Origin of the sequence: Alteromonas salexigens, assembly GCF_025628895.1 — a bacterium.
In the GTDB taxonomy this organism is placed as follows: Bacteria; Pseudomonadota; Gammaproteobacteria; order Enterobacterales; family Alteromonadaceae; genus Alteromonas; species Alteromonas salexigens.
Genome location: NZ_JAOTJC010000002.1, coordinates 175,311 through 198,503, shown reverse-complemented (window position 1 = coordinate 198,503; position 23,193 = coordinate 175,311). Strand labels below are relative to the sequence as shown.

General features: G+C 51.9%; 28 protein-coding genes. 12 read left to right on the top strand and 16 right to left on the bottom strand.

The genetic code is table 11. From position 1 onward, the window contains the following. Nucleotides 1–52: 52 nt before the first annotated feature. The 7 genes from murA to OCL06_RS00865 are packed head-to-tail and all read right to left on the bottom strand — an operon-like array spanning nucleotide 53 to nucleotide 4,722. Nucleotides 53–1,315 carry a UDP-N-acetylglucosamine 1-carboxyvinyltransferase gene (gene murA / locus OCL06_RS00895; protein WP_262991840.1) on the bottom strand — a complete coding sequence of 421 codons (1,263 nt, stop codon included), beginning with the start codon at nucleotides 1,313–1,315 and terminating at the stop codon, nucleotides 53–55. A gap of 24 nt (nucleotides 1,316–1,339) precedes the next feature. Then, on the bottom strand, nucleotides 1,340–1,597 hold the full coding sequence (locus OCL06_RS00890; RefSeq protein ID WP_262991839.1) for a BolA family protein: 258 nt from the start codon (nucleotides 1,595–1,597) through the stop codon (nucleotides 1,340–1,342). Nucleotides 1,598–1,648: 51 nt separating this feature from the next. After that, nucleotides 1,649–1,966, bottom strand: coding sequence for an STAS domain-containing protein (locus OCL06_RS00885; protein ID WP_262991838.1), 318 nt, complete (start codon nucleotides 1,964–1,966; stop codon nucleotides 1,649–1,651). Further along, nucleotides 1,963–2,610, bottom strand: coding sequence for an MlaC/ttg2D family ABC transporter substrate-binding protein (locus OCL06_RS00880; protein WP_262991837.1), 648 nt, complete (start codon nucleotides 2,608–2,610; stop codon nucleotides 1,963–1,965). The genes OCL06_RS00885 and OCL06_RS00880 overlap by 4 nt, the downstream gene beginning before the upstream one ends. A gap of 59 nt (nucleotides 2,611–2,669) precedes the next feature. Further along, nucleotides 2,670–3,140: an outer membrane lipid asymmetry maintenance protein MlaD gene (mlaD, locus tag OCL06_RS00875; RefSeq protein ID WP_262991836.1), complete on the bottom strand. Its 471-nt coding sequence runs from the start codon at nucleotides 3,138–3,140 to the stop codon at nucleotides 2,670–2,672. Nucleotides 3,141–3,148: 8 nt separating this feature from the next. Next, entirely contained in the window at nucleotides 3,149–3,925 is a 777-nt protein-coding gene (mlaE, locus tag OCL06_RS00870; protein WP_262991835.1) for a lipid asymmetry maintenance ABC transporter permease subunit MlaE, read from the bottom strand. Next, nucleotides 3,922–4,722, bottom strand: coding sequence for an ATP-binding cassette domain-containing protein (locus OCL06_RS00865; RefSeq protein ID WP_262991834.1), 801 nt, complete (start codon nucleotides 4,720–4,722; stop codon nucleotides 3,922–3,924). The genes mlaE and OCL06_RS00865 overlap by 4 nt, the downstream gene beginning before the upstream one ends. A 585-nt stretch (nucleotides 4,723–5,307) precedes the next feature. On the opposite strand from OCL06_RS00865, the gene OCL06_RS00860 reads away from it, so the two are divergent. The 12 genes from OCL06_RS00860 (at nucleotide 5,308) to mgtE (ending at nucleotide 14,663) form a co-directional block, all read left to right on the top strand. Continuing rightward, complete coding sequence (locus OCL06_RS00860) at nucleotides 5,308–6,264, top strand: calcium/sodium antiporter (protein WP_262991833.1); 957 nt, start codon at nucleotides 5,308–5,310, stop codon at nucleotides 6,262–6,264. Continuing rightward, on the top strand, nucleotides 6,264–7,241 hold the full coding sequence (locus tag OCL06_RS00855; protein WP_262991832.1) for a KpsF/GutQ family sugar-phosphate isomerase: 978 nt from the start codon (nucleotides 6,264–6,266) through the stop codon (nucleotides 7,239–7,241). Before OCL06_RS00860 ends, OCL06_RS00855 begins: the two co-directional genes overlap by 1 nt. Next, nucleotides 7,241–7,795, top strand: coding sequence for a 3-deoxy-manno-octulosonate-8-phosphatase KdsC (gene kdsC / locus OCL06_RS00850; protein ID WP_262991831.1), 555 nt, complete (start codon nucleotides 7,241–7,243; stop codon nucleotides 7,793–7,795). The genes OCL06_RS00855 and kdsC overlap by 1 nt, the downstream gene beginning before the upstream one ends. Beyond that, nucleotides 7,792–8,373: an LPS export ABC transporter periplasmic protein LptC gene (gene lptC / locus OCL06_RS00845; protein ID WP_262991830.1), complete on the top strand. Its 582-nt coding sequence runs from the start codon at nucleotides 7,792–7,794 to the stop codon at nucleotides 8,371–8,373. Before kdsC ends, lptC begins: the two co-directional genes overlap by 4 nt. Beyond that, nucleotides 8,342–8,899, top strand: coding sequence for a lipopolysaccharide transport periplasmic protein LptA (gene lptA / locus OCL06_RS00840; RefSeq protein ID WP_262991829.1), 558 nt, complete (start codon nucleotides 8,342–8,344; stop codon nucleotides 8,897–8,899). Before lptC ends, lptA begins: the two co-directional genes overlap by 32 nt. A 2-nt stretch (nucleotides 8,900–8,901) precedes the next feature. Beyond that, on the top strand, nucleotides 8,902–9,627 hold the full coding sequence (gene lptB, locus OCL06_RS00835) for an LPS export ABC transporter ATP-binding protein (protein WP_262991828.1): 726 nt from the start codon (nucleotides 8,902–8,904) through the stop codon (nucleotides 9,625–9,627). A 77-nt stretch (nucleotides 9,628–9,704) separates the two neighbouring features. Next, on the top strand, nucleotides 9,705–11,195 hold the full coding sequence (locus tag OCL06_RS00830; protein ID WP_262991827.1) for an RNA polymerase factor sigma-54: 1,491 nt from the start codon (nucleotides 9,705–9,707) through the stop codon (nucleotides 11,193–11,195). A gap of 28 nt (nucleotides 11,196–11,223) precedes the next feature. After that, nucleotides 11,224–11,511, top strand: coding sequence for a ribosome hibernation promoting factor (gene hpf / locus OCL06_RS00825; protein WP_262991826.1), 288 nt, complete (start codon nucleotides 11,224–11,226; stop codon nucleotides 11,509–11,511). Nucleotides 11,512–11,514: 3 nt separating this feature from the next. Then, the gene (gene ptsN / locus OCL06_RS00820; RefSeq protein WP_262991825.1) at nucleotides 11,515–11,958 is read left to right on the top strand and encodes a PTS IIA-like nitrogen regulatory protein PtsN; all 444 of its coding nucleotides are present in this window, start codon (nucleotides 11,515–11,517) and stop codon (nucleotides 11,956–11,958) included. Nucleotides 11,959–11,981: 23 nt separating this feature from the next. Next, nucleotides 11,982–12,827, top strand: coding sequence for an RNase adapter RapZ (gene rapZ / locus OCL06_RS00815; RefSeq protein ID WP_262991824.1), 846 nt, complete (start codon nucleotides 11,982–11,984; stop codon nucleotides 12,825–12,827). Next, entirely contained in the window at nucleotides 12,827–13,099 is a 273-nt protein-coding gene (locus OCL06_RS00810; protein ID WP_262991823.1) for an HPr family phosphocarrier protein, read from the top strand. Before rapZ ends, OCL06_RS00810 begins: the two co-directional genes overlap by 1 nt. A gap of 205 nt (nucleotides 13,100–13,304) precedes the next feature. Further along, complete coding sequence (mgtE, locus tag OCL06_RS00805) at nucleotides 13,305–14,663, top strand: magnesium transporter (RefSeq protein WP_262991822.1); 1,359 nt, start codon at nucleotides 13,305–13,307, stop codon at nucleotides 14,661–14,663. A gap of 134 nt (nucleotides 14,664–14,797) precedes the next feature. Here the strand turns inward: mgtE and OCL06_RS00800 are convergent, their stop codons facing one another. From OCL06_RS00800 to relA, 9 genes are all read right to left on the bottom strand, one after another. Further along, nucleotides 14,798–15,253, bottom strand: a complete 456-nt coding sequence (locus OCL06_RS00800; protein ID WP_262991821.1) for a ClpXP protease specificity-enhancing factor — start codon at nucleotides 15,251–15,253, stop codon at nucleotides 14,798–14,800. Next, nucleotides 15,250–15,882, bottom strand: a complete 633-nt coding sequence (gene sspA / locus OCL06_RS00795; RefSeq protein WP_262991820.1) for a stringent starvation protein SspA — start codon at nucleotides 15,880–15,882, stop codon at nucleotides 15,250–15,252. The genes OCL06_RS00800 and sspA overlap by 4 nt, the downstream gene beginning before the upstream one ends. A gap of 114 nt (nucleotides 15,883–15,996) precedes the next feature. Beyond that, nucleotides 15,997–16,731, bottom strand: coding sequence for a cytochrome c1 (locus tag OCL06_RS00790; RefSeq protein ID WP_262991819.1), 735 nt, complete (start codon nucleotides 16,729–16,731; stop codon nucleotides 15,997–15,999). Beyond that, nucleotides 16,728–17,993 (bottom strand): cytochrome b, encoded by a 1,266-nt coding sequence (locus OCL06_RS00785; protein ID WP_262991818.1) that lies wholly within the window; start codon nucleotides 17,991–17,993, stop codon nucleotides 16,728–16,730. The genes OCL06_RS00790 and OCL06_RS00785 overlap by 4 nt, the downstream gene beginning before the upstream one ends. 1 nt (nucleotide 17,994) lies before the next feature. Further along, nucleotides 17,995–18,627 (bottom strand): ubiquinol-cytochrome c reductase iron-sulfur subunit, encoded by a 633-nt coding sequence (petA, locus tag OCL06_RS00780; protein ID WP_262991817.1) that lies wholly within the window; start codon nucleotides 18,625–18,627, stop codon nucleotides 17,995–17,997. 401 nt (nucleotides 18,628–19,028) lie between these two features. Beyond that, nucleotides 19,029–19,421 (bottom strand): 30S ribosomal protein S9, encoded by a 393-nt coding sequence (gene rpsI / locus OCL06_RS00775; protein WP_262991816.1) that lies wholly within the window; start codon nucleotides 19,419–19,421, stop codon nucleotides 19,029–19,031. Between the two features lie 12 nt (nucleotides 19,422–19,433). Continuing rightward, a complete protein-coding gene (rplM, locus tag OCL06_RS00770; RefSeq protein WP_262991815.1) occupies nucleotides 19,434–19,862 on the bottom strand; it encodes a 50S ribosomal protein L13 in 429 nt (142 codons plus the stop codon). A 340-nt stretch (nucleotides 19,863–20,202) separates the two neighbouring features. Continuing rightward, nucleotides 20,203–21,027 (bottom strand): nucleoside triphosphate pyrophosphohydrolase, encoded by an 825-nt coding sequence (gene mazG, locus OCL06_RS00765; protein WP_262991814.1) that lies wholly within the window; start codon nucleotides 21,025–21,027, stop codon nucleotides 20,203–20,205. Beyond that, nucleotides 21,005–23,182 carry a GTP diphosphokinase gene (gene relA / locus OCL06_RS00760; RefSeq protein WP_262991813.1) on the bottom strand — a complete coding sequence of 726 codons (2,178 nt, stop codon included), beginning with the start codon at nucleotides 23,180–23,182 and terminating at the stop codon, nucleotides 21,005–21,007. Before relA ends, mazG begins: the two co-directional genes overlap by 23 nt. Nucleotides 23,183–23,193: the final 11 nt, after the last annotated feature.

Below are 23,193 nucleotides of genomic sequence, written 5' to 3'. Positions count from 1 at the left end.
AAAGGCGCGATAGACGCGCCTTTTTCAGGAAGATAGCTACGCCAGTAAATGGTTACTCCTGGACACGCTCTATGTTGGCACCCAAGCCGCGCAGTTTCTCTTCTATGGCTTCATAGCCCCGGTCGAGATGATAAATACGGTTCACATGGGTTTCCCCTTCTGCCACCAGGCCAGCAATAACCAGTGAGGCCGAGGCCCGTAGGTCGGTGGCCATGACCGGTGCGCCTTTCAGTACCGAGCAGCCTTTAGAAACCGCGCTGTTGCCTTCCAGTGCGATTTCAGCGCCCATGCGTTGCAGCTCCGGCACGTGCATAAAGCGGTTCTCGAAAATCGTTTCAGTGATCACGCCGGTACCTTCTGCCAGACAGTTCAGGGTGACAAACTGCGCCTGCATGTCGGTGGGGAAACCGGGATGCGGGGCGGTTTTTACCCGCACAGCCTGGGGCTTATTACCCTGCATATCCAGTTCAATCCAGTCATCACCCAGGGTAATCGTGGCGCCTGCCTGTGCCAGTTTATCAAGTACTGCATCCAGCGTGTCCGGGGCGGCATGGGTACAACGGACCTTGCCGCCGGTCGCAGCCGCTGCCACCAGGAAGGTGCCGGTTTCAATCCGATCCGGTAACACATTATAATCGCAGGCTGACAATTCACTCACGCCGACAATGGTAATATTATCCGTGCCCGCACCGGAGACCTTGGCCCCCATCTGATTGAGGCAATTGGCTAAATCGACAATTTCCGGCTCCCGTGCCGCATTTTCCAGCACAGTGGTGCCTTCGGCCAGCGCCGCAGCCATCATCAGGTTCTCAGTGGCGCCGACACTAACCATATCCATGAAAATGCGTGCGCCTTTTAAGCGGCCATCTACGTGGGCACGAATATAGCCTTCGTCCACCTCAATAGTGGCGCCCATGCGCTCCAGACCATCAAGATGCAGGTTGACCGGGCGGGCGCCAATTGCACAGCCGCCTGGCAACGACACGTTCGCCTTTCCTTCACGGGCCAGCAAAGGGCCTAATACCAGAATTGATGCTCGCATAGTGCGCACCAGCTCGTACGGGGCGGTGACACTGCTCAGCTCATGGGCATCCAACAGCACGTCGTTCGCTGCCGGTCGCGCCACACTCACGCCCAACTCCTGGAGTAACGAGACGGTCGTATTAATGTCACGCAATTGAGGCACATTGGTATAGCGACAGGCTTCGCGGGTAAGCAGACTGGTCATTAATAAGGGCAGCGCAGCATTTTTCGCGCCGGAAATACGAACAGAGCCCTCTAGCGGCGGGCTCTTTTTAATAACTAATTTATCCACTGTAATTACTTGTCCCTGACCGGGTTATTGAGGCAGGTTAAACTGGCGCTCACGGGCCCAGTCTTTTACCGAAAATGTTTTAATTGAAATCGCGTGCATGGAGCCATCAGCAATTTTCTCAGACAGCGGGGCATAGATTGCTTGCTGGCGCTTTACGCGGCTCATCTCGCTAAAGGTGTCGCTTACGGCAATGATGGTGTAATGCGACCCATCGCCATTCACATGCACCTCGTCTAAGTCCAGTGCGTCTTTTAATATTTGCTCAATTTCAGTAACGTCCATAAACCACCCGGAGTTGTGTGCTGGCCTTCATCGCGATGCAGACCAGTTTCGCTAAATGTTGTTGTCGATCGGCAATAGTGTATCGACACCACTGATTTTCGCCAGTTTTATTACTTTCTCTGGCACCGCCTGCAATCGCAGTGTTATCTGGTGTCGCTTAGTATCGCGTATGGCATTGATTAACCACGCTAACCCGGCGCTATCCGCGCGGGCCACACCGGTCAGATCGAACAGGCATGAGCCAGCCTCTGTCAGCTGGCGTTTCTCGGCAGAGGATAACATGGCCCACCAGTCCCGCGACAGCGTATCACGGTCAAGCTGCCCGGTTATTGTTACCTGCCCGTTACCCTCAAGCTTGTATAAACTCACGCGGCGTCCTTGTCCTGCTCTTTAAGCTCAACTGGCTGCTCAATTTTTTCTTTCATGATGGCAATAACAGCGTCAATGCCGTCCTGACGCAAAATGGACTCGAATTCACTACGCTTGCTGTTCAGCATGCTAATGCCTTCGGCCACCATGTCATAGGCTTTCCATTCGTTGGTCTTGCTGTCTTTACGTACTTTAAACGCAATTTTTATTTCCGGACGGGTCGGATCTTCGACCACGGCGCGCACAGTCACGGACTTCTTATCGTCGAAACTGCCTTCCGGCTCGAAAGTCACGGTTTGGTTGTCGTAATAGCCCATCGCTACCGCGTATGTGGTAATCAGGTACTGGCGGAAAACCTGTACGTATTCAGACAACTTTTCACGGGGCACCGATTTGAAGTGTTTTCCCAGTACCATAAACGCAGCAAACTGATAATCAATATGCGGCAACAGTTCCTCTTCCATGATCGTGCGTAGCACCTCAGGGTCCTGTTTAATCTCCTGCTGATTCGCTTTAATACGATCAAACGCTTTCATGGCTACGTCTTCTACCAGCTCATACGGGTTTTCTTCGTTTATCTCTTGCGCTACCGCACCAAACGACAATGTCAGACACAACCCAAAAATAGTTATCAGCTTTTTCACCTAACTCTCCTAACTTAAACTTCACTGAACAGACCGGCAATAACCCGTCATTCACTCATTTATTCTTCGCTGCCGCGATTAAACAGAAATTGACCAATCAGATCCTCAAGCACCAGCGCGGATTTCGTGTCCTGCAGGTAATCACCGTCTTCCAGGTTGGCCACACCATCAAACGAAAACCCTGGCTGGAAACCGACGTATTGCTCGCCGAGCAACCCCGAGGTCAGAATAGACACCGAACTGGTTTCGGGAAATTCGCCATATTGCTGGTTAATACTCAGCTTCACTACTGGCGTGTAATCTTCTTTATCCAACGAAATTGACGCCACCCGACCAATCGTAACGCCGCCGACTTTCACCGCCGAGCGTTCTTTCAGGCCGCCAATATTGTCGAATTTTGCATATAACGTGTAGGTATCGCCATCACTGGTCATCGACTTGTTTGCTACATTCAGCGCCAGTAGCAGCACCGCACCCACGGTCATTACGACAAACACACCTACCAGCAGTTCCGTTTTATACTTATTCATCCTACCCTCTACTCAATTCCAAACATCAGGGCGGTCAACACGAAGTCCAGCCCCAGCACAGCTAATGAAGAAAACACCACGGTTTCTGTGGTTGCCTTACTGATCCCTTCCGAGGTAGGAATGGAATCGTACCCTTTAAATATGGCGATCCAGGTCACAACTAAGGCAAACACGAGGCTTTTTATGATGCCGTTCACCACATCTTTGTCCCAATCTACCGTAGACTGCATAATTGACCAGTAACTGCCCGCGTCGACACCCAGCCAGTCAACACCAACCAGATGGCCGCCCAGTATCCCTACCGCGCTGAATATAAGCGCCAGCATCGGCATTGAAATCATGCCGGCCCAGAAGCGCGGAGCGACTACCCGACGCAACGGGTCCACCGCCATCATCTCAAGACTGCTTAGCTGTTCCGTGGCTTTCATTAAGCCAATTTCTGCGGTCAGGGCAGACCCTGCCCGGCCAGCAAATAGCAAAGCGGTTACCACTGGCCCCAGCTCTCTGAGTAACGATAACGCCACCATGGGTCCCAGACTGCCTTCTGCCCCGTAATCGACCAGAATAGTATAGCCCTGCAGCGCCATCACCATGCCTATGAACAAGCCTGATACAATGATAATTAACAGAGACTGAACACCCACCACATATACCTGCCGGATGGTGAGTCGAATATTCTTCGCTTTCGGCACCGCGGCAAGGGCGCCAAATAACATCAGTGCCGCACGGCCTGCTGCAGAAACTTTCGCCAGTGTATTGGCGCCGACCGACTGCAAAAACTTCATTGTTCGCCCCCGAATAAACTGCTTTCCAACGGGTTGGCCGGGTAATGGAACGGCACCGGTCCATCGGCTTCACCTTTCAGGAATTGCTGTACTAATTCAGACTCGCTGTTACGTATCTGATCTGCCGTGCCCTCACCAATAATTCTCTTGTCAGCAAGAATATAGATGTAGTCAGCGATAGTAAGCACTTCCTTAACGTCGTGCGTCACGACGATACTGGTCAGATCCAGTGCATCATTCAGCTCACGGATAAGTTTCACCAGCACGCCCATAGAAATGGGATCCTGACCGGCAAACGGCTCATCGTACATGATTAAATCCGGGTCCAGCGCAATGGCCCGCGCCAGCGCCGCGCGTCTTGCCATACCACCGGAAAGCTCGCTGGGCATCAGCGACGCCGCCCCGCGCAACCCTACGGCTTGCAGTTTCAGCGCCACAATGGTGGCAATAACATCTTCAGACAGCCGGGTATGCTCGCGCAGAGGAAACGCCACGTTATCGAACACACTCATGTCGGTGAACAGCGCCCCGGACTGAAACAGCATGCTCATGCGGCGGCGCGCCTTATAGAGCTGCGAGCGCGACATGCTCACGACTGAGTCACCGGCAAAGCAGATATCTCCCGCGTCTGGCGTCAATTGTCCGCCTATCAGCTTGAGCAAGGTGGTTTTACCTATCCCGCTAGGCCCCATCACGGCAGTAATTTTGCCCTTAGGTACATGCAGTGAAATTCCGTCGTAAATCACGCGATCGACACGCCGGAATGTCATATTGTCTATTTCGACTAAGTTATCCATTATTCTTTTAAAACAGTTCCATGGCTGGTGTGGTAAACGGCTGAGTGCCGCTTCCCTGACGTTGATGCCAGTCAGGCATCAGAGGATGCGAAACCACTTAAGTTCACTGGCCCACCTAAGTGAGGGGCATTGTACGCTTTTTCAAGCCACCCGCCAAAAGCAAAAAGTTACAAGTTATGTTCGATAGAACCGAATATTTCCTTATATGCTGTGAGGTTGAGGCGATTTGCTGTCCGCCCGTCATGGTGCCCCCCTATCATCTCCCTATCGTTTTGTCGGCAATCACCGACACTTTCGTGCCTTCATGTGTTTACCCCTTTCCCATTCTGCCAACTATTGCGCCGCGGTGGCGGTTCGCGCCACCACGCTGCTAACGCCGAAATGAACCGGCAGTGCGCTTTGCTGCGTACGAACCACGTACCTTTGCTTTCTTTGCAAAAGTAACGTGTAGCGCCATTCGCTACAGAGCATTAGCAGAATGCTTGCCAATTTAGTCTTTGACCCGGTTTGAAAGTGATATAGACGTAGGCAAGCGCCGCTGTTTTTGCGACAATCCCCATCAAACTCACGATCTTATGGAAAACAGTGCTAGTTCAGATTCTTATTTTTGTAGCGGGCCTTGCAGTATTAAGCTGGAGTGCTGACCGCTTTGTCTACGGCGCCTCTGCGCTGGCAAAGAATATTGGGATCTCGCCCATGATGATTGGTTTGACGATTGTCGCCATGGGATCATCTGCACCGGAGATCGTGGTCTCCGCCATTGCCTCCATCAACGGCAATATGAATACCGCCGTGGGTAATGCCATGGGCTCAAATATCACCAATATTGCACTGGTGCTCGGCATCACCGCGCTGGTGAAGCCGCTGTGTGTTTCATCAACTACCCTGAAACGGGAAATGCCGGTACTCATTATAATCAGCTTAATCGCTGTATTTTTCATGTATGACGGCAGCCTGGAGCATTATGAAGGCGTTATACTGTTCGGGCTGTTTATTTTTATGCTGGCTGGTATGGCGTGGTTATCGTTACAGGTGGACAAAGAAGATCCGCTGATGGCGGAAACCGCTGACGAAATCCCCAAAGGTGTGACCAACGGCTGGGCTCTTATCTGGATAGCTGCTGGGCTGGTATTGTTGCCCCTAAGCGCACACTTTCTGGTGGGCTCGGCGGTGGAAATTGCCCGCTTCTTTGGCATTAGCGACTTAATCATCGGCCTGACTATTATCGCACTGGGCACCAGTCTTCCTGAACTGGCTGCCAGTATCGCCGGGGTCATGAAAGGTGAGCATGATCTGGCGCTGGGCAATATCATTGGCTCCAATATATTCAACTTGCTGGCAGTATTGGGCATGCCCGGGCTGATTGCACCCGGCCCGTTGGATCCCGACGCCTACGGCCGTGACATGTATGTCATGCTGGGACTCACCCTGCTGCTGTTTTTATTTAGCTTTAACCTTAAAGGGAAGTGCCAGATTACCCGGTTAGAAGGCGGGCTGTTCGTGGGCTGCTTCTTGGTTTACCAATATTGGTTGTTTGGATAATGTCTACTAAAGAGTCAACCTATATCGCTTCGGCCCGGCGGGTCATCAGTATTGAAGCATGCGCAATTTCAGCACTTGGCGACCGCCTGGATGAACGCTTTAATGCTGCATGCGAAATGTTGCTGCACTGCACCGGCAAAGTGGTGGTGTGCGGGATGGGCAAATCGGGCCATGTGGGCCACAAAATTGCGGCCACCCTGGCCAGCACCGGTACGCCGGCTTTCTTCATGCACCCCGGCGAAGCAAACCATGGTGATCTGGGCATGCTTAGTCCAAACGATGTGCTGCTGGCTATCTCCAACTCCGGGGAGACCGGTGAGCTACTGAATCTGTTGCCGGTGGTCAAGCGACTCAATGTACCGGTTATTGCCATGACCAACAGTGCCGGCAGCTCGCTGGGCCAGCATGCGGATATAGTGCTGGATATCAGTGTAGAGCAGGAAGCCTGCTCGTTAGGGCTGGCCCCTACCTCCAGTACCACTGCTACACTGGTAATGGGCGATGCCCTGGCAGTGGCGCTGCTGGATAAAAAAGGGTTTACCTCAGACGACTTTGCACTGTCTCACCCGGGCGGCAGCCTGGGTCGCAAGCTGCTGCTTAAAGTCCGCGACATTATGCTCAGTGGCAGCGATGTTCCTCTTGTACATCAGGATACCCCCGTCGCCGAAGCCCTGCTGGAAATTTCCCGCAAAGGCCTTGGTATGACTGGCGTTACCGATGATAACGGCCAGTTGTTAGGGATTTTTACCGATGGCGATCTGCGCCGCATCCTGGATGCCCGTATTGATATTCATGCTGCGCGAACCCGGGACGTAATGACGCAGGGCGGTAAAACCAGTCAGGCAGACGACCTGGCCGTGGAAGCGCTGAATCTTATGGAACGGCATAAAATTAGTGCGCTGATGGTGGTCGATCATGACCAACGCCCGGTTGGCGCCTTTAATATGCACATGTTACTGAAAGCGGGAGTGCTGTAATGGCCACCACACAAACTCTGTATACCGACCTCGACAGCGACTTTTTCGAGGCACTGCGTGCCGTCAAGCTGCTGGTGTGCGATGTTGACGGCGTATTTTCAGACGGGCGCATCTATCTGGGTAATAATGGTGAAGAGCTAAAAGCCTTTCATACCCGCGATGGCTACGGCGTGAAAGCCCTGGTATCGCAAGGCATTGCCGTTGCCGTGATTACCGGCCGCCGGTCTGAAATCGTGCAGTCGCGCATGCAGGCGCTGAATGTGGCGCACATTATCCAGGGCGAGGAAGACAAGGCGACAGCGCTGGGTGAGCTTAGTCAACAACTGGGACTCTCTCCTCATCAGATTGCGGTGGTTGGCGACGACATGCCAGACACCGGAATGTTCCCGTATGCCGACATCCGCATCGCTGTGAACGATGCACACCCCGTCGTAAAACGTCAGGCCAACTGGATTACTACCCTGCCCGGCGGGTTCGGGGCAGTGCGCGAAATCTGTGATACGCTGCTGCAATGCCACGACGCGCTCAGTGATATTCATGGGTCGAGCACATGAGCGAAGAAAAAGGGGTAAGCCGGCTGGGTCTGAGTATTTCGGCCCTGTTTGCTCTGGCACTATTATTGTATATCCCCATCTGGATGGATGAGGAACCAGGTACTGAAGAACGGGAGGGCGTGGATGCCCTGAGTCCGGCGTATCAGGCCACCAACCTTACCACCACGTTTTACGATGAGAACGGCAACCGTAACCATCAGGTTTTTGCAACCAGTATGGAACATTACGACCAGTTAGGGTTCGTACTCTTTGAACAACCTGAATACACCGTGTATCTCGACCAGGAGTCTTCTTCCTGGCAGGTAACAGCAAAAGAAGGCACGCTGTATAACAACAACCTGATTCAGCTTGAGTCTGACGTGGTGATAAAGAGTCTGGGGGATGAGAATTTCGTAAATACCATCACCACCGACTTTATTGAAATTAACTTAGATACCAAGAAGATGGTATCTGATCAGCCCGTAGTGATCCGCGGAGCACCTTACGTAATTAACAGCAATGGGTTTACCGGCGATCTGCAAACCCAGCAATATGAGCTTATTGATCATGTACAAACCATTTATTCCCCTGGCAATTAGTTTGCTGCTTGGCCTGAGCTTTATGACCCAGGCCGATACCAGTGACTTTACCAAGCCCATCACGGTTGACTCAAAATCGCAGTTTGTAGATGGCAAAAATAAAACCTCATTGTTTAAAGATGATGTACGCATCACCCAGGGCAGCCTGGTGATTGATGCTGACGAAGTGGAAGTGATTGCCACCGACGGTGAAGGGCGCGAGATCTTTGTCGCCCGCGGCAATCCGGCCAGCTATGCCCAGACGCTGGACGACGGCACGCCGGTGCAGGCGAAAGCCAATGAAATTCGCTATGAAGTCAGCAAGCGTACCATTTCACTGACAGGAAACGCGGAATTGCAGCAAGATACCAGTATGGTGAAAGGCGACAGCATTACCTACGACATGGCCACAGAACAGCTGCTGGCCACTGGTGGCGAGGGTGACGGTGAAGGCCGTGTTACCACTGTATTCCGGCCGGATGCCATCAAAGAGTTCACGGAAGAGGATAACAACGACCAACCCGAGAATGACGAGGACGAGCAGTAGTTATGGCAACCCTGACAGCTAAAAATCTGGCCAAGGCATATAAATCACGGCAGGTAGTGCGGGATGTCAGTTTGTCTGTCTCTACCGGGCAGATTGTGGGCCTGCTGGGGCCAAATGGTGCTGGCAAAACCACTACTTTCTATATGATTGTAGGGCTGGTGCCGCTGGGTAAGGGCAATATCTATATCGATGAGGAAGTGGTCACGCACCAGCCCATGCACGAACGGGCGCGAAAAGGAATTGGCTACCTCCCACAGGAAGCCTCTATCTTCCGCAAACTGACGGTGCATGAAAATATCATGGCCATATTGCAGACCCGCAGCGACTTGTCTGCCAGTCAGCAGGAAGAAGAAGCCGACGCGCTACTTGATGAATTTAATATCAACCATATACGTAATAGTACCGGCATGAGTTTGTCGGGGGGTGAGCGGCGCCGGGTAGAGATTGCCCGGGCGCTGGCAGCGAACCCGCAGTTCATCTTATTAGATGAACCTTTCGCTGGAGTTGATCCAATATCGGTTAATGATATAAAGAAGATCATACAGCATTTGCGAGACCGGGGGATTGGGATACTAATCACCGACCATAATGTCCGCGAAACTTTGGACGTATGCGAGAAGGCATACATCGTTAGTCACGGCGAGTTAATCGCTCAAGGCACGGCTGAACAGGTTTTAAGTAATCAAAAGGTCAGGGATGTATACCTCGGCGAACAATTCAGGCTATAGTTAAGTAAAGTTAAGCTATTTTTTTCATTGTTCCCGCATACGTATACTTGGAATAAACGCATTTTTTTAAGACGTAGATGAAACCATCTTTACAGCTAAAATTCAGTCAGCAACTTACGATGACGCCACAATTGCAGCAGGCAATCAAGCTGCTGCAATTGTCCACGCTCGACTTGCAACAGGAAATTCAGGAGGCACTCGACTCCAACCCGTTGCTGGAAGTGGAAGAAGGCACCGACAACGACCCGGCTGAAAAAAACAATATCGACACCGATGACAGTTCTTTAGAGACTGCCAGCACCAATGCCGACAGCATCGAAGCCGGTGACGCACTTGAGAAAAATGCGCTGCCTGACGAACTGCCTATCGACAGTACCTGGGATGAATACTATTCCGCGTCTTCTGCACCGGCACCGGCAGCATCCGGCGGTGACGATGACCAGGTATTTCAGGGCGAAACCACTGACAATATTCAGGACCATTTGCTCTGGCAAATGCGCCTGACGCCGTTTTCGGATATCGACCGGGCCATCGCCACCGCGATTATCGATTCCATTGACGAGTCGGGTTACCTCACCGTGTCGCTGGATGAAATACTGGCTTCCGTGAATTCCGATGAAGTGGACGACGCCGACGAGCCTGTGGAAATGGATGAAGTAGAGTGTGTGTTAAAGCGCATTCAGCAATTCGACCCCATCGGCTCCGGATCCCGCACCCCCCAGGAATGCCTGTTGGTGCAGCTTAAACAGTTCTCCGACGATACGCCCTGGCTGAATGAGGCGCGTATTCTTATTGAAGAATACTCTGACCTGTTAAGCAGTAAAGACTACCGCACGCTGATGCGTAAAAGCAGACTGAAAGAAGATCAGTTACGTGAGGCCATGCGTCTGCTGCAAACCCTGAATCCGCGGCCGGGAAGCGCGCTGATTACCAAAGAGCCGGAATACGTCATACCCGATGTGTCGGTGGCCAAGAAAAACGGCCGCTGGACAGTCGAGTTAAACCCGGACAGTCTGCCAAAACTGAGCGTGAATCAACAGTATGCGGCCATGAGCCGTAAAGCCCGTAACAGCAGCGACTCACAGTTTATCCGTTCGCACATGCAGGAAGCCAAGTGGTTTATTAAAAGTCTGGAGTCACGCAATGAAACGCTGATGAAAGTGGCGAATTGTATTGTGCAGCAGCAGATGGGCTTTTTCGAGCACGGCCCGGAAATGATGAAACCAATGGTGCTGAATGATGTCGCAGAAATGGTGGATATGCATGAGTCGACAATTTCCCGCGTGACCACGCAGAAATACATGCACACCCCCCGGGGCATATACGAACTGAAATATTTCTTTTCCAGCCATGTCGCCACGGAGTCCGGGGGAGAATGCTCTTCTACCGCAATTCGTGCACTAATCAAGAAGCTGGTTGCGGCTGAAACGCCCAGCAAGCCGCTTAGTGACAGCAAGATTGCTCAATTGCTGGCCGAGCAAGGCATTAAGGTTGCCCGGCGAACAATAGCAAAGTACCGGGAGTCTCTTTCGATCCCGCCGTCTAACCAACGCAAGAGCCTCATTTAGCGGGCTAAAAATATAAGGAAGACGAAATATGCAAATCAACCTTACCGGTCATCATGTCGAAATCACCGACTCTTTGCGTAATTATGTCGATACTAAATTTAGCAAACTGGAAAGACACTTCGATCATATTTCGAATGTTCATGTCATTCTTAATGTGGAAAAGCTAAACCAGAAAGCCGAAGCGAAAATGCATCTCAGCGGTGCTGAAGTATTTGCCTCGGCAGAAGACATGGATATGTATGCGGCGATCGACAGCATGGTTGATAAGCTCGATAGGCAAGTGATTAAGCACAAGGAAAAACTGAAGAAACATTAATTGATGGATATTCACGCCCTTGTAAGCCTGGACCGCACCGAGTGTGCGGTTCAGTGCAATAGTAAGAAAAAAATTCTCGAAATCATTAGTCAGGTTGCGGCAAAGAGCAACCCGGCTATCGATGAGGCGACCGTGCTGAATAGCCTGCTGAGCCGTGAACGAATGGGCAGCACCGGTATAGGAAATGGTATTGCCCTGCCCCACGGCCGGCTGCCGGGCTTAACGAATGTTCAGGCGATCGTCATCACCAGTAATCCGCCCATCGATTTTGATGCGTTGGACAATAAACCCGTAGATATTTTCTTCGCATTACTGGTTCCCGAAGAACAGACCGAAGGTCACTTACAGACATTAGCCACCGTTGCCAGTAAACTGAGCGACAAAGAGACGGTGAAAGCCATCCGTAAAGCCAGTAGCAGTGACGATATTATCACCGCCCTGGAATAAGTAGCGTTAACGGGAGAAGCGCGTTGAAGTTAATCATAATCAGTGGCCGTTCAGGTTCGGGCAAATCGGTGGCACTGCGCGCGCTGGAAGATCTGGGCTATTACTGCGTAGACAACATCCCGGTTAACCTGCTCCCCACGCTCACCCATACCGTTGTCGACGAATACGAACAGGTAGCAGTGAGTATCGATGTTCGTAACCTGCCAAAAAATCCCACTGATTTGGTTGAAATACTCGACTATCTGCCCTCGTCGTGGTCAATGACCATTGTGTACATTGATGCCAGTGACGACATTCTGGTGAAGCGATTCAGCGAAACACGACGCCTGCACCCGCTGGCGAAATTGAACAAGTCGCTCTCTGAAGCTATCCGCGCCGAGTCAGAGTTACTGGCTCCCATAGCCGAGCGGGCCGACTTGTATATCGACACCGATAAGCTGTCTATCCACCAGTTAGCCGAGCTGATCAGAGAGCGGATCCTCGGCAAGAAGTCGTCCAGACTGGTGCTGGTGTTCGAATCTTTCGGCTTTAAGCACGGTATTCCCAAAGACGCCGATTACGTATTTGACGGGCGCTTTTTGCCTAACCCCCACTGGGAGCCGGATTTAAAGCATTTGACCGGACTGGACACGCCGGTGGAGAACTTTCTTGGCTCCCAGCCGCTGGTGACGAAGTTTATCTGGCAAATCCAGAACCTCATTACTACCTGGCTGCCCCATCTGGAGCGCAATAACCGCAGCTATGTCACTATTGCCATAGGCTGTACCGGCGGCCAGCATCGCTCCGTCTATGTGGCAGAGGCGTTAGCGAAAACCTTCAGCGATGTGCATCCTGATGTGCAGATACGCCACCGGGAGCTAAGCCGGTAATGCGCGTGTCACAAACCGTCACCATAGAAAACAAACTCGGGCTGCACGCCCGTGCTGCAACCCAGCTGGTGCAGCTGGCAAACCAGTTTGATGCCACCGTGACGCTGCAAAAAGGCGACAAAGAAGCCAACGCTGACAGCGTACTTGGTCTGATGATGCTGGAAAGCCATAAGGGCGAGCAGGTTACCGTGATAAGTGAAGGCCCTGATGCCGAAGGCGCGCTGGAAGCTATTGCTGCCCTGATTGCCGATAAATTTCACGAAGAAAGTTAGCCCCGTCCAAGTTTTTCACGCCTCAAACGTCGAGCTTGCCTGGTGATCACTCCTCCTACTCTACCGCCCCCCCAGACTACGCGCACTGAGGTTTCAACCAACAACTAAGAAAACCCTTCTCACGCCGGGATTTATCATGACAGTTGCAGGGTGAGTGCGGTATTCTTAACATCATTGAATTTCAGTGCCTTACGAGGAAGAAGCCGTGGCAGAAGCATTTGAGAGCAAGTTTGCCCAAAGCCAGCTTACGCAGTTAAATGCGGCACTGAACAGCGGCCGCTTCGTGTCGGTCCGCAAACTCCTTCATGAGCTTCCCCCCAGTGATGTGGCCCTTATCCTCGAGTCCAGCCCTAAACGTACCCGTACGGAGCTCTGGGGGCTGATAGACGGTGATATTCACGGCGACATTTTAGAAGAGCTGTCTGAGGAAGTCCGTAACGGCATTATCACCGGTATGATGCCTGCCAGCGTGGTAGACGCGCTGGAAGAGATGGATACCGATGACCTCGCCGAAACGTTAAGCAGCCTGCCTGACGAAGTACTGCAGGACATATTGGCGTCCATGGACGCACAGGACCGCCTGCGGGCCGAGCAGGCGTTGTCGTACGGGGAAGAAACCGCCGGTTTCATCATGAACACTGACACCATCACCTTACGTCCTGACGTAACGGTAGATGTGGTACTGCGCTATATTCGTCTGAAAGGGGATCTCCCCGAGAACACCGATACATTTTACGTGGTTAACCGCACCGACAACCTGGTCGGCTCGGTACCGGTAGCCCGTTTACTGACCGCCGATCCTGAAGAAAAAGTGCATGATGTCATGGACGATGAGGCGGAAGCCGTGCCGGTCAACATGCCCGATGATGAAGTGGCCAGCTTGTTTGAACGCTATAACCTGTTATCTGCCCCGGTGGTAGATGAACGTAATCGCCTGGTAGGCCGCATTACCATTGATGATGTGGTAGACATTATCCGCGAAGACGCCGAGCACTCTATGATGAGTATGGCCGGTCTGGATGATGAAGAAGACACCTTTGCACCGGTATTACAAAGTACCCAGCGGCGCTCAGTGTGGCTGGGAGTCAATTTGCTTACGGCCTTGATGGCCGCGGCGGTCAGCGATTTATTTGAAGCCACCCTCAGCCAGCTGGCTGTGCTGGCAATCCTGAACACCATTGTGCCCAGCATGGGCGGAGTCGCAGGCAATCAAACCCTGACACTGGTTATACGCGGCATGGCCCTGGGCCATGTAAATGAAAGCAATTCCCGCTGGCTAATCAGTAAAGAGCTGGCGATAGGCTTTTTGAACGGAGTTATCTGGGCAGTACTGATTGCCACTGTTATTGCGCTTTGGAAGCAAGACGCCATGCTGGGTGTCATTATTGCCTTTGCGATGCTGGTTAACATGATTGCCGCCGCCCTGTCCGGGGCGACGCTCCCCATCATCATGAAAAAGCTGAAGATAGACCCGGCCCTCGCCGGCAGTGTTATTCTCACTACCATCACCGACGTGGTGGGCATTTTCGCCTTTTTGGGCACCGCAACACTCTTCCTGCTGTAGGCCGACGTTACAAAGAAGGGGTGAAACACAAGGCTAGCCTGGTGATGAATAGAAGGAGTCGATAACGTGGCGCGGGAAATACTTACGGTTTGCCGGGGCAGATATAAAAAGTCCGGCGCAGTGGCCGGACTCTGTTATTTGATCACTTTCAGTGACGGTTTACCTTTCTTCGGGGGCACCGGCGCATCTGCCTGCTTGTCATTATGTTCGTCCGCCGGTTTCGGGGACGGTGCTTCTGTAACGGGCTCAGACGGCGCCTCTGGGGACATTTCGTCCTCTGTAGCGAAGACTGTACCTGCGCCGTTTTCACGTGCGTAGATAGCCATTACAGCCTGACAGGGCATGCTTAACTGTCGGGGCTGGCCACCAAAGCGCGCCTGAAACGACAAACCATCCGTGTCCAGATAGAAATTCACGCACGCTGATGGCGAGACATTCAGCACTATCTGTCCGTCTTTAACGAATTCCTGCGGTACTTCCACGGCTTCATTACGAGCGTCCACCACTATATAGGGCGTCATGTCGTTATCGACAATCCAGTCGTAAAACGCGCGAAGTAAGTAAGGTTGGTTTGAGGTCATGGCACTCATAACGGGTTATGGATCTCGCGTTCCTGGTCCGTCAGTGAAGCTTTAAATGAGCTACGTGCAAAAATACGGTTCATGTATGCATGGACTTCTTTCGCACCCGCGCCATTCAGTTCAATGCCCATCAGTGGCAAACGCCACAACAGCGGAGCCAGGTAGCAGTCGACCAGACTGAATTCTTCATTCATGAAGTAAGGCATTTCTGCAAACACCGGAGCCAGGGCCAACAGGGCTTCACGCAACTCGTTGCGCGCCGCATCGACATCGCCTTCGCCACGGAAGATTTTCTCAGCCAGAGAATACCAGTCTTGTTCAATACGGTGCATCATCAAACGGCTTTGACCGCGTGAAACCGGGTAGACTGGCATCAGGGGTGGATGCGGGAAACGCTCATCCAGGTATTCCATGATGATATGCGAATGGTAAAGCACCAACTCGCGGTCAACCAGGGTGGGCACCGTACCGTAAGGGTTCAAATCAATCAGGTCCTCGGGCAGGTTGGTAGGATCGGTATAGCTTATTTCTACGCCTACACCTTTCTCTGCCAGGACAATTCGTACCTGATGACTATAAATATCAATCGTGTCTGAGAACAACGTCATGATAGAACGTTTATTCGCGGCTACGGCCATTAAGTTTCCTCCGTCGAGAAATCATTGCGCCGGACAAGGCTGGCCGGGCAAACTAACAAAAGCGAAAAAGGGGGCGAGACGCCCCCTTACCTATTATACATAAAACAGGTATGTTTAGTGTACTTCTCGCCAGTAATCTTTCTTAAGCAAGTAGACAAACACAAACAGCACTGCGATAAACACCAGTACCCACTTACCAATGCGGTAAGAATCAAGCTTTGATGGCTCGCCGGTATATTCCAGGAAGTTAACGATATCGCCAACTGCCTGATCGTATTCGTCAGGTGACATCGCGCCAGTGCCGTCAGACTTGATGCCGACGTAACGCTCAACCATCTCGCCGTCTACCATCACTTCTTCATACGTTTCACGGGGAGTTCCCTGCAGCGGTTCCAGCACATGCGGCATACCTACTTCAGGAAACACCTTATTATTCACGCCAAACGGACGACTTTCGTCAGCATAAAAGGTGCGTAAATAAGTGTAAATCCAGTCTGGACCCCGTACCCGTGATACCAGTGTTAAATCTGGTGGTGCGGCACCAAACCAGCCAGAGGCTGATTCGGCGGGCATGGCACGGGTAATGTAATCAGTCACTTTCTCGCCAGTGAACTGCAGGTATTTTTCACCCAGCTCATCTGGAATACCCAAATCGTTGAACGTGCGCTGATAACGCTGATACTGCATTGAGTGACAACCCAGACAGTAGTTCATAAACAACTTGGCACCACGCTGCAGCGACGCCTTATCGGTAAGGTCTATGGGCGCCTCATCCAGGGGTACGTTCCCACCGGCAGCAAACGCTACACCAGGAAGGAAGCACGCCAGAAAGCACATCAGTTTTTTCATTTCGGGATCCTCTCTGGTACAGGTTTAGTATTCTCGTTTTTGCTGTACAGGAACAGCGCCACAAAGAAGCCAAAATAAAGCACGGTAGCTACTTGTGAAGCGATGATTTTCCAGTTCTCCTGCGGAGTTCCGCCCAGGTAACCCAGGAAGACAAATACAATAGCGAACAGGATCAGGTTAACTTTGTGCAGACCACTGCGATAGCGCCATGATCTTACCCGCCCACGGTCCAGCCAAGGCAGAGCAAACAATGCTGCAATGGCACCAAACATGGTCAGTACACCCAGTAACTTATCAGGGACCGCTTTCAGAATTGCGTAGAACGGTGTGAAGTACCAGACCGGGAAGATGTGCTCAGGCGTCTTCAGCGGGTTGGCAATCTCAAAGTTTGGATGCTCAAGGAACTTACCGCCCATTTCCGGCGCAAAGAACAGTACATACGTAAAGCCCGCCAGGAAGATACAGAATGCCACCAGGTCTTTCAGCACGATGTGCGGGAAGAACGGCACCACGTCATCGGCAATATCGTATTTGTCAGTGTAGTACTCGTGGATCTTATAAGGGGTCTTCTCAGATTCTGGTAATGAGCCTTTTTTATGCTTAATAGCCACACCATCGGGGTTGTTCGAGCCAACCTCGTGAAGCGCAATGATGTGCAGGAACACCAGAATGACAATGACCAGCGGCAGTGCAATGACATGCAGCGCAAAGAACCGGTTTAGGGTGGCGCCGGATATTACGTAGTCGCCCTGGATCCAGATAACCAGATCTGGGCCAATCACCGGAATAGCACCAAACAGGGAGACAATTACCTGTGCACCCCAGTAAGACATCTGGCCCCAAGGCAGCACGTAACCCATAAAGGCTTCGGCCATCAGTGCCAGATAAATAAACATACCAAACACCCACAATAACTCGCGGGGCTTCTGGTAGGAACCGTAAATCATGCCACGGAACATGTGCATGTACACCACAATAAAGAACGCCGAGGCGCCGGTGCTATGCATGTAGCGGATGATCCAGCCGTAGTCGACTTCACGCATGATGTATTCAACTGACGCGAACGCGCGCTCAGCCGAAGGCTCAAAACTCATGGTCAGCCAGATACCGGTTACAATTTGGTTTACCAGTACGATGGTGGCCAGAAAGCCAAACACATACCAGAAGTTCATGTTGCGAGGGGCAGGATATTGGATGGCGTGCATGTTTGCCACGCGCATCATAGGAATACGTTCTTCAATCCAGGCTAGGAAACCAGACATGTTACGCAACCTCCGCTTCTGAACCGATGATAATCGTATTATCATCAACGAACTGGTAAGGAGGCACCACCAGGTTCAGTGGAGCCGGAACGTTTTGAAATACCCGGCCTGCCATATCAAACTTGGAGCCATGACACGGGCAGAAGAACCCTTCCGGTACACCTTCAACGATCTCTTCAAACGCGCCATTTTTAAGAAACTGTGGAGAGCAACCCAGGTGAGTACAGATCCCCACCAGTACCAGGTACTCTTCTTTAAGTGAACGGTATTTATTTTGAGCAAACGCAGGCTGTTGTTCAGCTTCAGAATTAGGATCTTTCAGCTTATCTTCATGCTTGCTTAATGCTTCAAGGGTCTCCGGCGTGCGACGTACAATCCATACGGGTTTGCTTCGCCACATAACACGAATTAGCTGACCAGGCTCTATTGCACTGATGTCTACTTCAACGTCAGCACCGGCCGCTTTCGCCTTTGCGCTCGGATTCCAAGACGCAACAAAAGGCACTGCCGCGCCGACAACACCTACGCCACCAACAACGGACGTGGCTACCGTGAGGAAGCGCCGACGAGTATTGTCTTGTGGCTGTTTGTCAGTTTGTGCAGACTCTTTTGCATCTACAGATACATTGCTCATCCACATTTCTCCAGGTTCGGATAGTTATGGTGACTGACCAGCATCACGTATTGTTGTGTTCAGGGTCAGACTGCCATATCGGCTTGTCATGAAAATTGCTCGACAGCACGCTCAAGTACGCCTCACAACCCACGAAAGTTTGTCATTATTTTCGACCCGAAATGATAAGGGAAAACCCCTTAAATATACAAGGTTTTACTGCCATTAATAGGTGAAATAGTTATATCAGTAAGCACAGATTTCTTTGCAGTTACCGTCAGTTAGCGAAGTAGCGGTGAATTTATGACAATTTCACCACGTAAGTTAATGGCTTGTTATTTTATCCGGGAGGAGATTTCACACACTTTTGTGACAGGCATAAAAAAACCCGGCGAGTGCCGGGTTTTTGCCAAAACGTATAATTAACGCTTCGAGAACTGTGGACGCTTACGTGCTTTATGCAGACCCACTTTCTTACGTTCAACGCGACGGGCGTCACGTGTAACGAAACCTGCTTTACGCAGGGCAGGACGCAGTGCTTCATCGTAGTCCATCAGTGCACGGGTCAGACCGTGACGAACTGCACCAGCTTGACCGTTTGAACCACCACCAGAAACGGTGATGTATACGTCAAACTTCTCAGTCATTTCTACAAGTTCCAGTGGTTGACGAACCACCATGCACTCGGTTTCACGACCAAAGTACTCGTCAAGAGGACGTTTGTTTACTGTGATGTTACCTGTACCTGGACGCAGGAACACACGAGCAGTAGAACTTTTGCGGCGGCCAGTGCCGTAGTATTGAGTATCTGCCATGTCAGTTGCTCCTTAGATGTCCAAAACTTGTGGTTGCTGTGCAGTATGCGTGTGCTCAGCACCCGCATAAACTTTCAATTTGCGGAACATTGCACGGCCCAGTGGACCTTTTGGCAACATACCTTTAACTGCTTTCTCAAGCACCATTTCAGGCTTGTGAGCAATCAGCTTTTCGAAGTTTGTCTCTTTCAGACCACCTGGGTAACCTGTGTGAGAATAGTACATCTTGTTCTGCGCTTTACGGCCAGTTACCGTTACTTTCTCAGCGTTTACTACGATGATGTAGTCACCGGTGTCAACGTGAGGAGTGTACTCTGGCTTGTGCTTACCGCGCAAACGCATAGCAATTTCAGATGCCAAACGGCCAAGAGTTTTGTCTGTGGCGTCTACCACATACCAGTCGCGAGTTACCGTTTCTGGTTTAGCAACAAAAGTTTTCATTAAAATTCACCCGAATAATATCGTCGTTACTGATTTTCTGCGTCAGAAAATCACCTTAAAAATCAATTGCGTGACCCCTTCGAGCCGATTGATTCTTCCACCTTCCCAAAGGTGGGCGTAACTGGGCAGGGCGCGAATTATACAGGATTTGGGTAAAAAGCGAACCCCCAATGCGATCTTTTTGCTTAAAAAGCGCTGGCTTGACCGCACCGGCTGTCATGGTCTTGTGACGATCCCATGCGCATCACTTATCAGGATGCGGGGTAATAACAGGCAAGAACGTGAAAACAGCTCGCCACGGTGTCAACCAACGGGTTTCAACAGCACACCTCGCGCAGCGCTAAGCCTGGGACTGACGCTTCACCTGCTGCCAGAAGGCTTCCATCTCTTCCAGGCTCATGTCTGTTAACGTCTGCTGCTGGGACCTCGCCAGTTCTTCTACCCCATTGAAGCGATTCGCAAACTTATGACTGGCTTTACGCAACGCGGTATCCGCCTCCACGCCACAATGCCGGGCTAAATTGACCATCGCGAATAACGCATCGCCAATTTCTTCTTCCAGGGCAGCCTGGTGACGCTCAGGTGCGTCCAGTTCCTGTTGAATTTCATCCAGCTCTTCACGTACCTTGTCCATCACCGGCGCCGTGTTGGGCCAGTCGAACCCCACGGTGGCGCAGCGCTTTTGCATTTTATGGGCAAGCTTGAGGGAGGGCAGCCCGCTGGGAATATCATCCAGTAGCAAAGCATTTTCTGTACGCGCTTTGCCGGCGCGCTCACTGGCCTTTATGGCCTCCCACTGTGCATTAAGCTCACTGGCATCGCCGGGTAGTTGACCGGCAAAAACATGGGGGTGCCGTCGCTCCAGCTTATCCGATATAGCGCGGGCCACATCCTGCAGCGTAAAGTCGCCGCTTTCCTCACCAAGGCGGGCGTAAAACACCACCTGAAACAGCAAATCGCCAAGCTCATCGCAGATTTCATCAGGCTCACCACCTGCGATAGCATCAGCCACTTCATACGCTTCCTCGATGGTATAGCGCGTCAGCGAAGACATGGTCTGGGCAAGATCCCATGGACAGCCTGACTCCGGGTCCCGCAGGGCGGCCATGACTGACACCAGACGCTGGATCTCATCACGGGGTTTAGTGCTGTTTCCGCTTGGCATCTACCACTCCTTTTAACTGCCGCAGTCGCCCCATTACACGTGACAGGGTATTCAGATCAGGCACTTCCACTGCAATGGCGACCACCGCTGACTGCCGGTTTTTGTCGGTTTCACTGTTCACTCCCAACAATGCCACGCTTTCATTGGCCAGTACCGTGGTAATGTCGCGCAGAATACCGGTCCGGTCGCTGCAGTAAATATCGATGGCCGTCTCAAATCCCACGTTGAGTTCGTCTGACCAGTTCACTTCTATCTGTCGCTCAGGATGCTGGATGAGCAGATTTTGCAGCTGGTCACAGCTTTCTTTATGCACACTGACTCCCCGCCCCTGGGTGATGTACCCCATAATGGGCTCGCCGGGAACCGGTTTGCAGCAGTTGGCCAACTGGCTCATCAAATGGCCCACCCCCTGCACTACCACAGCGTCGCTTTTGCCTGCCGCGCTGGCCCGCTTGCGGGTTTTCACTTTAGGGCTGATTTCATCTTCTACCGGCGGCGGTGCCGCGAGCTGATGCAGGTGATGCACTACCTGCATAACGCGAACATCCCCTGCCCCGATAGCTGTAAACAGGTCATCCAGGGTATGCATGTTGAAACGCTCACAGGCATCGCTGGCACTTTTCAGGGGCAGGTTTGCGCGGGTAAGCTCACGTTCCAGCAGATCTTTGCCCGCAGCCAGGTTTTTGTCCCGATCCTGCTTTTTGAAAAATGAATGGATGGTGGCGCGGGCCCGGGAGGAATGCACGTAACCCAGCCCGGGGTGCATCCAGTCGCGACTCGGGTTCAGGGCTTTGCCGGTATGAATTTCCACCTGATCCCCGCTGTGTAGCTGATAGGTGAACGGCACAATCCGCCCATTGACCTTAGCGCCGATACAGCGATGGCCCACATTAGTGTGAATATAGTAGGCAAAATCCAGTGGCGTAGCGCCCTGAGGCAGGTCAATCACATCACCTTTGGGGGTGAACACATACACCCGGTCGTCAAAGACCTGGCTGCGTAATTCTTCGACCAGATCACCGGACTCTGCCACTTCTTCCTGCCACTGCAGAATGCGCCGCAACCAGTTAATTCTGTCGTCAAAACCCGAACTTTTACCCGCCGAGCCTTCTTTGTACTTCCAGTGCGCTGCCACGCCAAGTTCAGCATCCTGATGCATTTTCTGCGTACGGATTTGAATTTCCACTGGCTTGCCTTCCGGCCCCACTATGACCGTATGAATAGACTGATAGCCATTGGCTTTCGGCGTGGCTATGTAATCATCAAATTCGTTAGGAATATGTTTAAAATGGGCATGCACAGTGCCCAGCGCGGCGTAACAATCCTGCAAGCGCTCGGCAATAATGCGTACTGCCCGGATATCAAATAACTGCTCAAACGTCAGATGCTTCTTTTGCATCTTTTTCCAGATACTGAAGATGTGTTTGGGGCGGCCGTACACCTCGGCCTGAATGTGCTCATTGTCCAGTAGCTGTTGCAGCTCCCCTACCACATTATCGATGTATTCTGCCCGCGCCTTGCGTTTGCCATCCAGCATGCGGGCAATGTGCTTATAGGTCTCCGGGTGCAAATAACGGAATGCGAGGTCTTCCAGTTCCCACTTTAGCTGACCAATACCCAGCCGGTTAGCCAGCGGTGCATAAACCGCGGCACACTCTCGTGCCACCATCACCCGGGTTTCTTCGTCCGCTTTTTTGACCTTCTGTAAGGCACAGATCCGTTCTGCCATCTTGATGACAACGGCCCGCACATCTTCCACCATCGCCAGCAGCATTCGCCGGATGCTATCGATATGCTGTTCGTCGCTGGGCTCGCCCGTTTTGGCGCGAGGCCGGGCATGTAAAACTTTAATAGCATCCATACGCCGCACGCCAACCACAAGCTGACAGACTTCTTCGCCGAATTCCTGCGCAATGGCATCCTCCGGCAGCTCATGTTCCTCACAATACGGGTAGACCAGTGCCGTTTGCAGGGTGGCGTCATCCATATTCAGCTGATGGAGAATTTCCACCATTTCCTGGCCCACCAGCAGTTTATCCGGGGAGTCTGAAATTTCCCGGAGCTTGTGTTTGGTTTCTTCTGACAATGACAAACTGTCCAGCCACTTTTCAAACGGCGGCCGCTCGGGCTCGTGGACTTTTCTTGTAGATACCATGGCTTTGCACC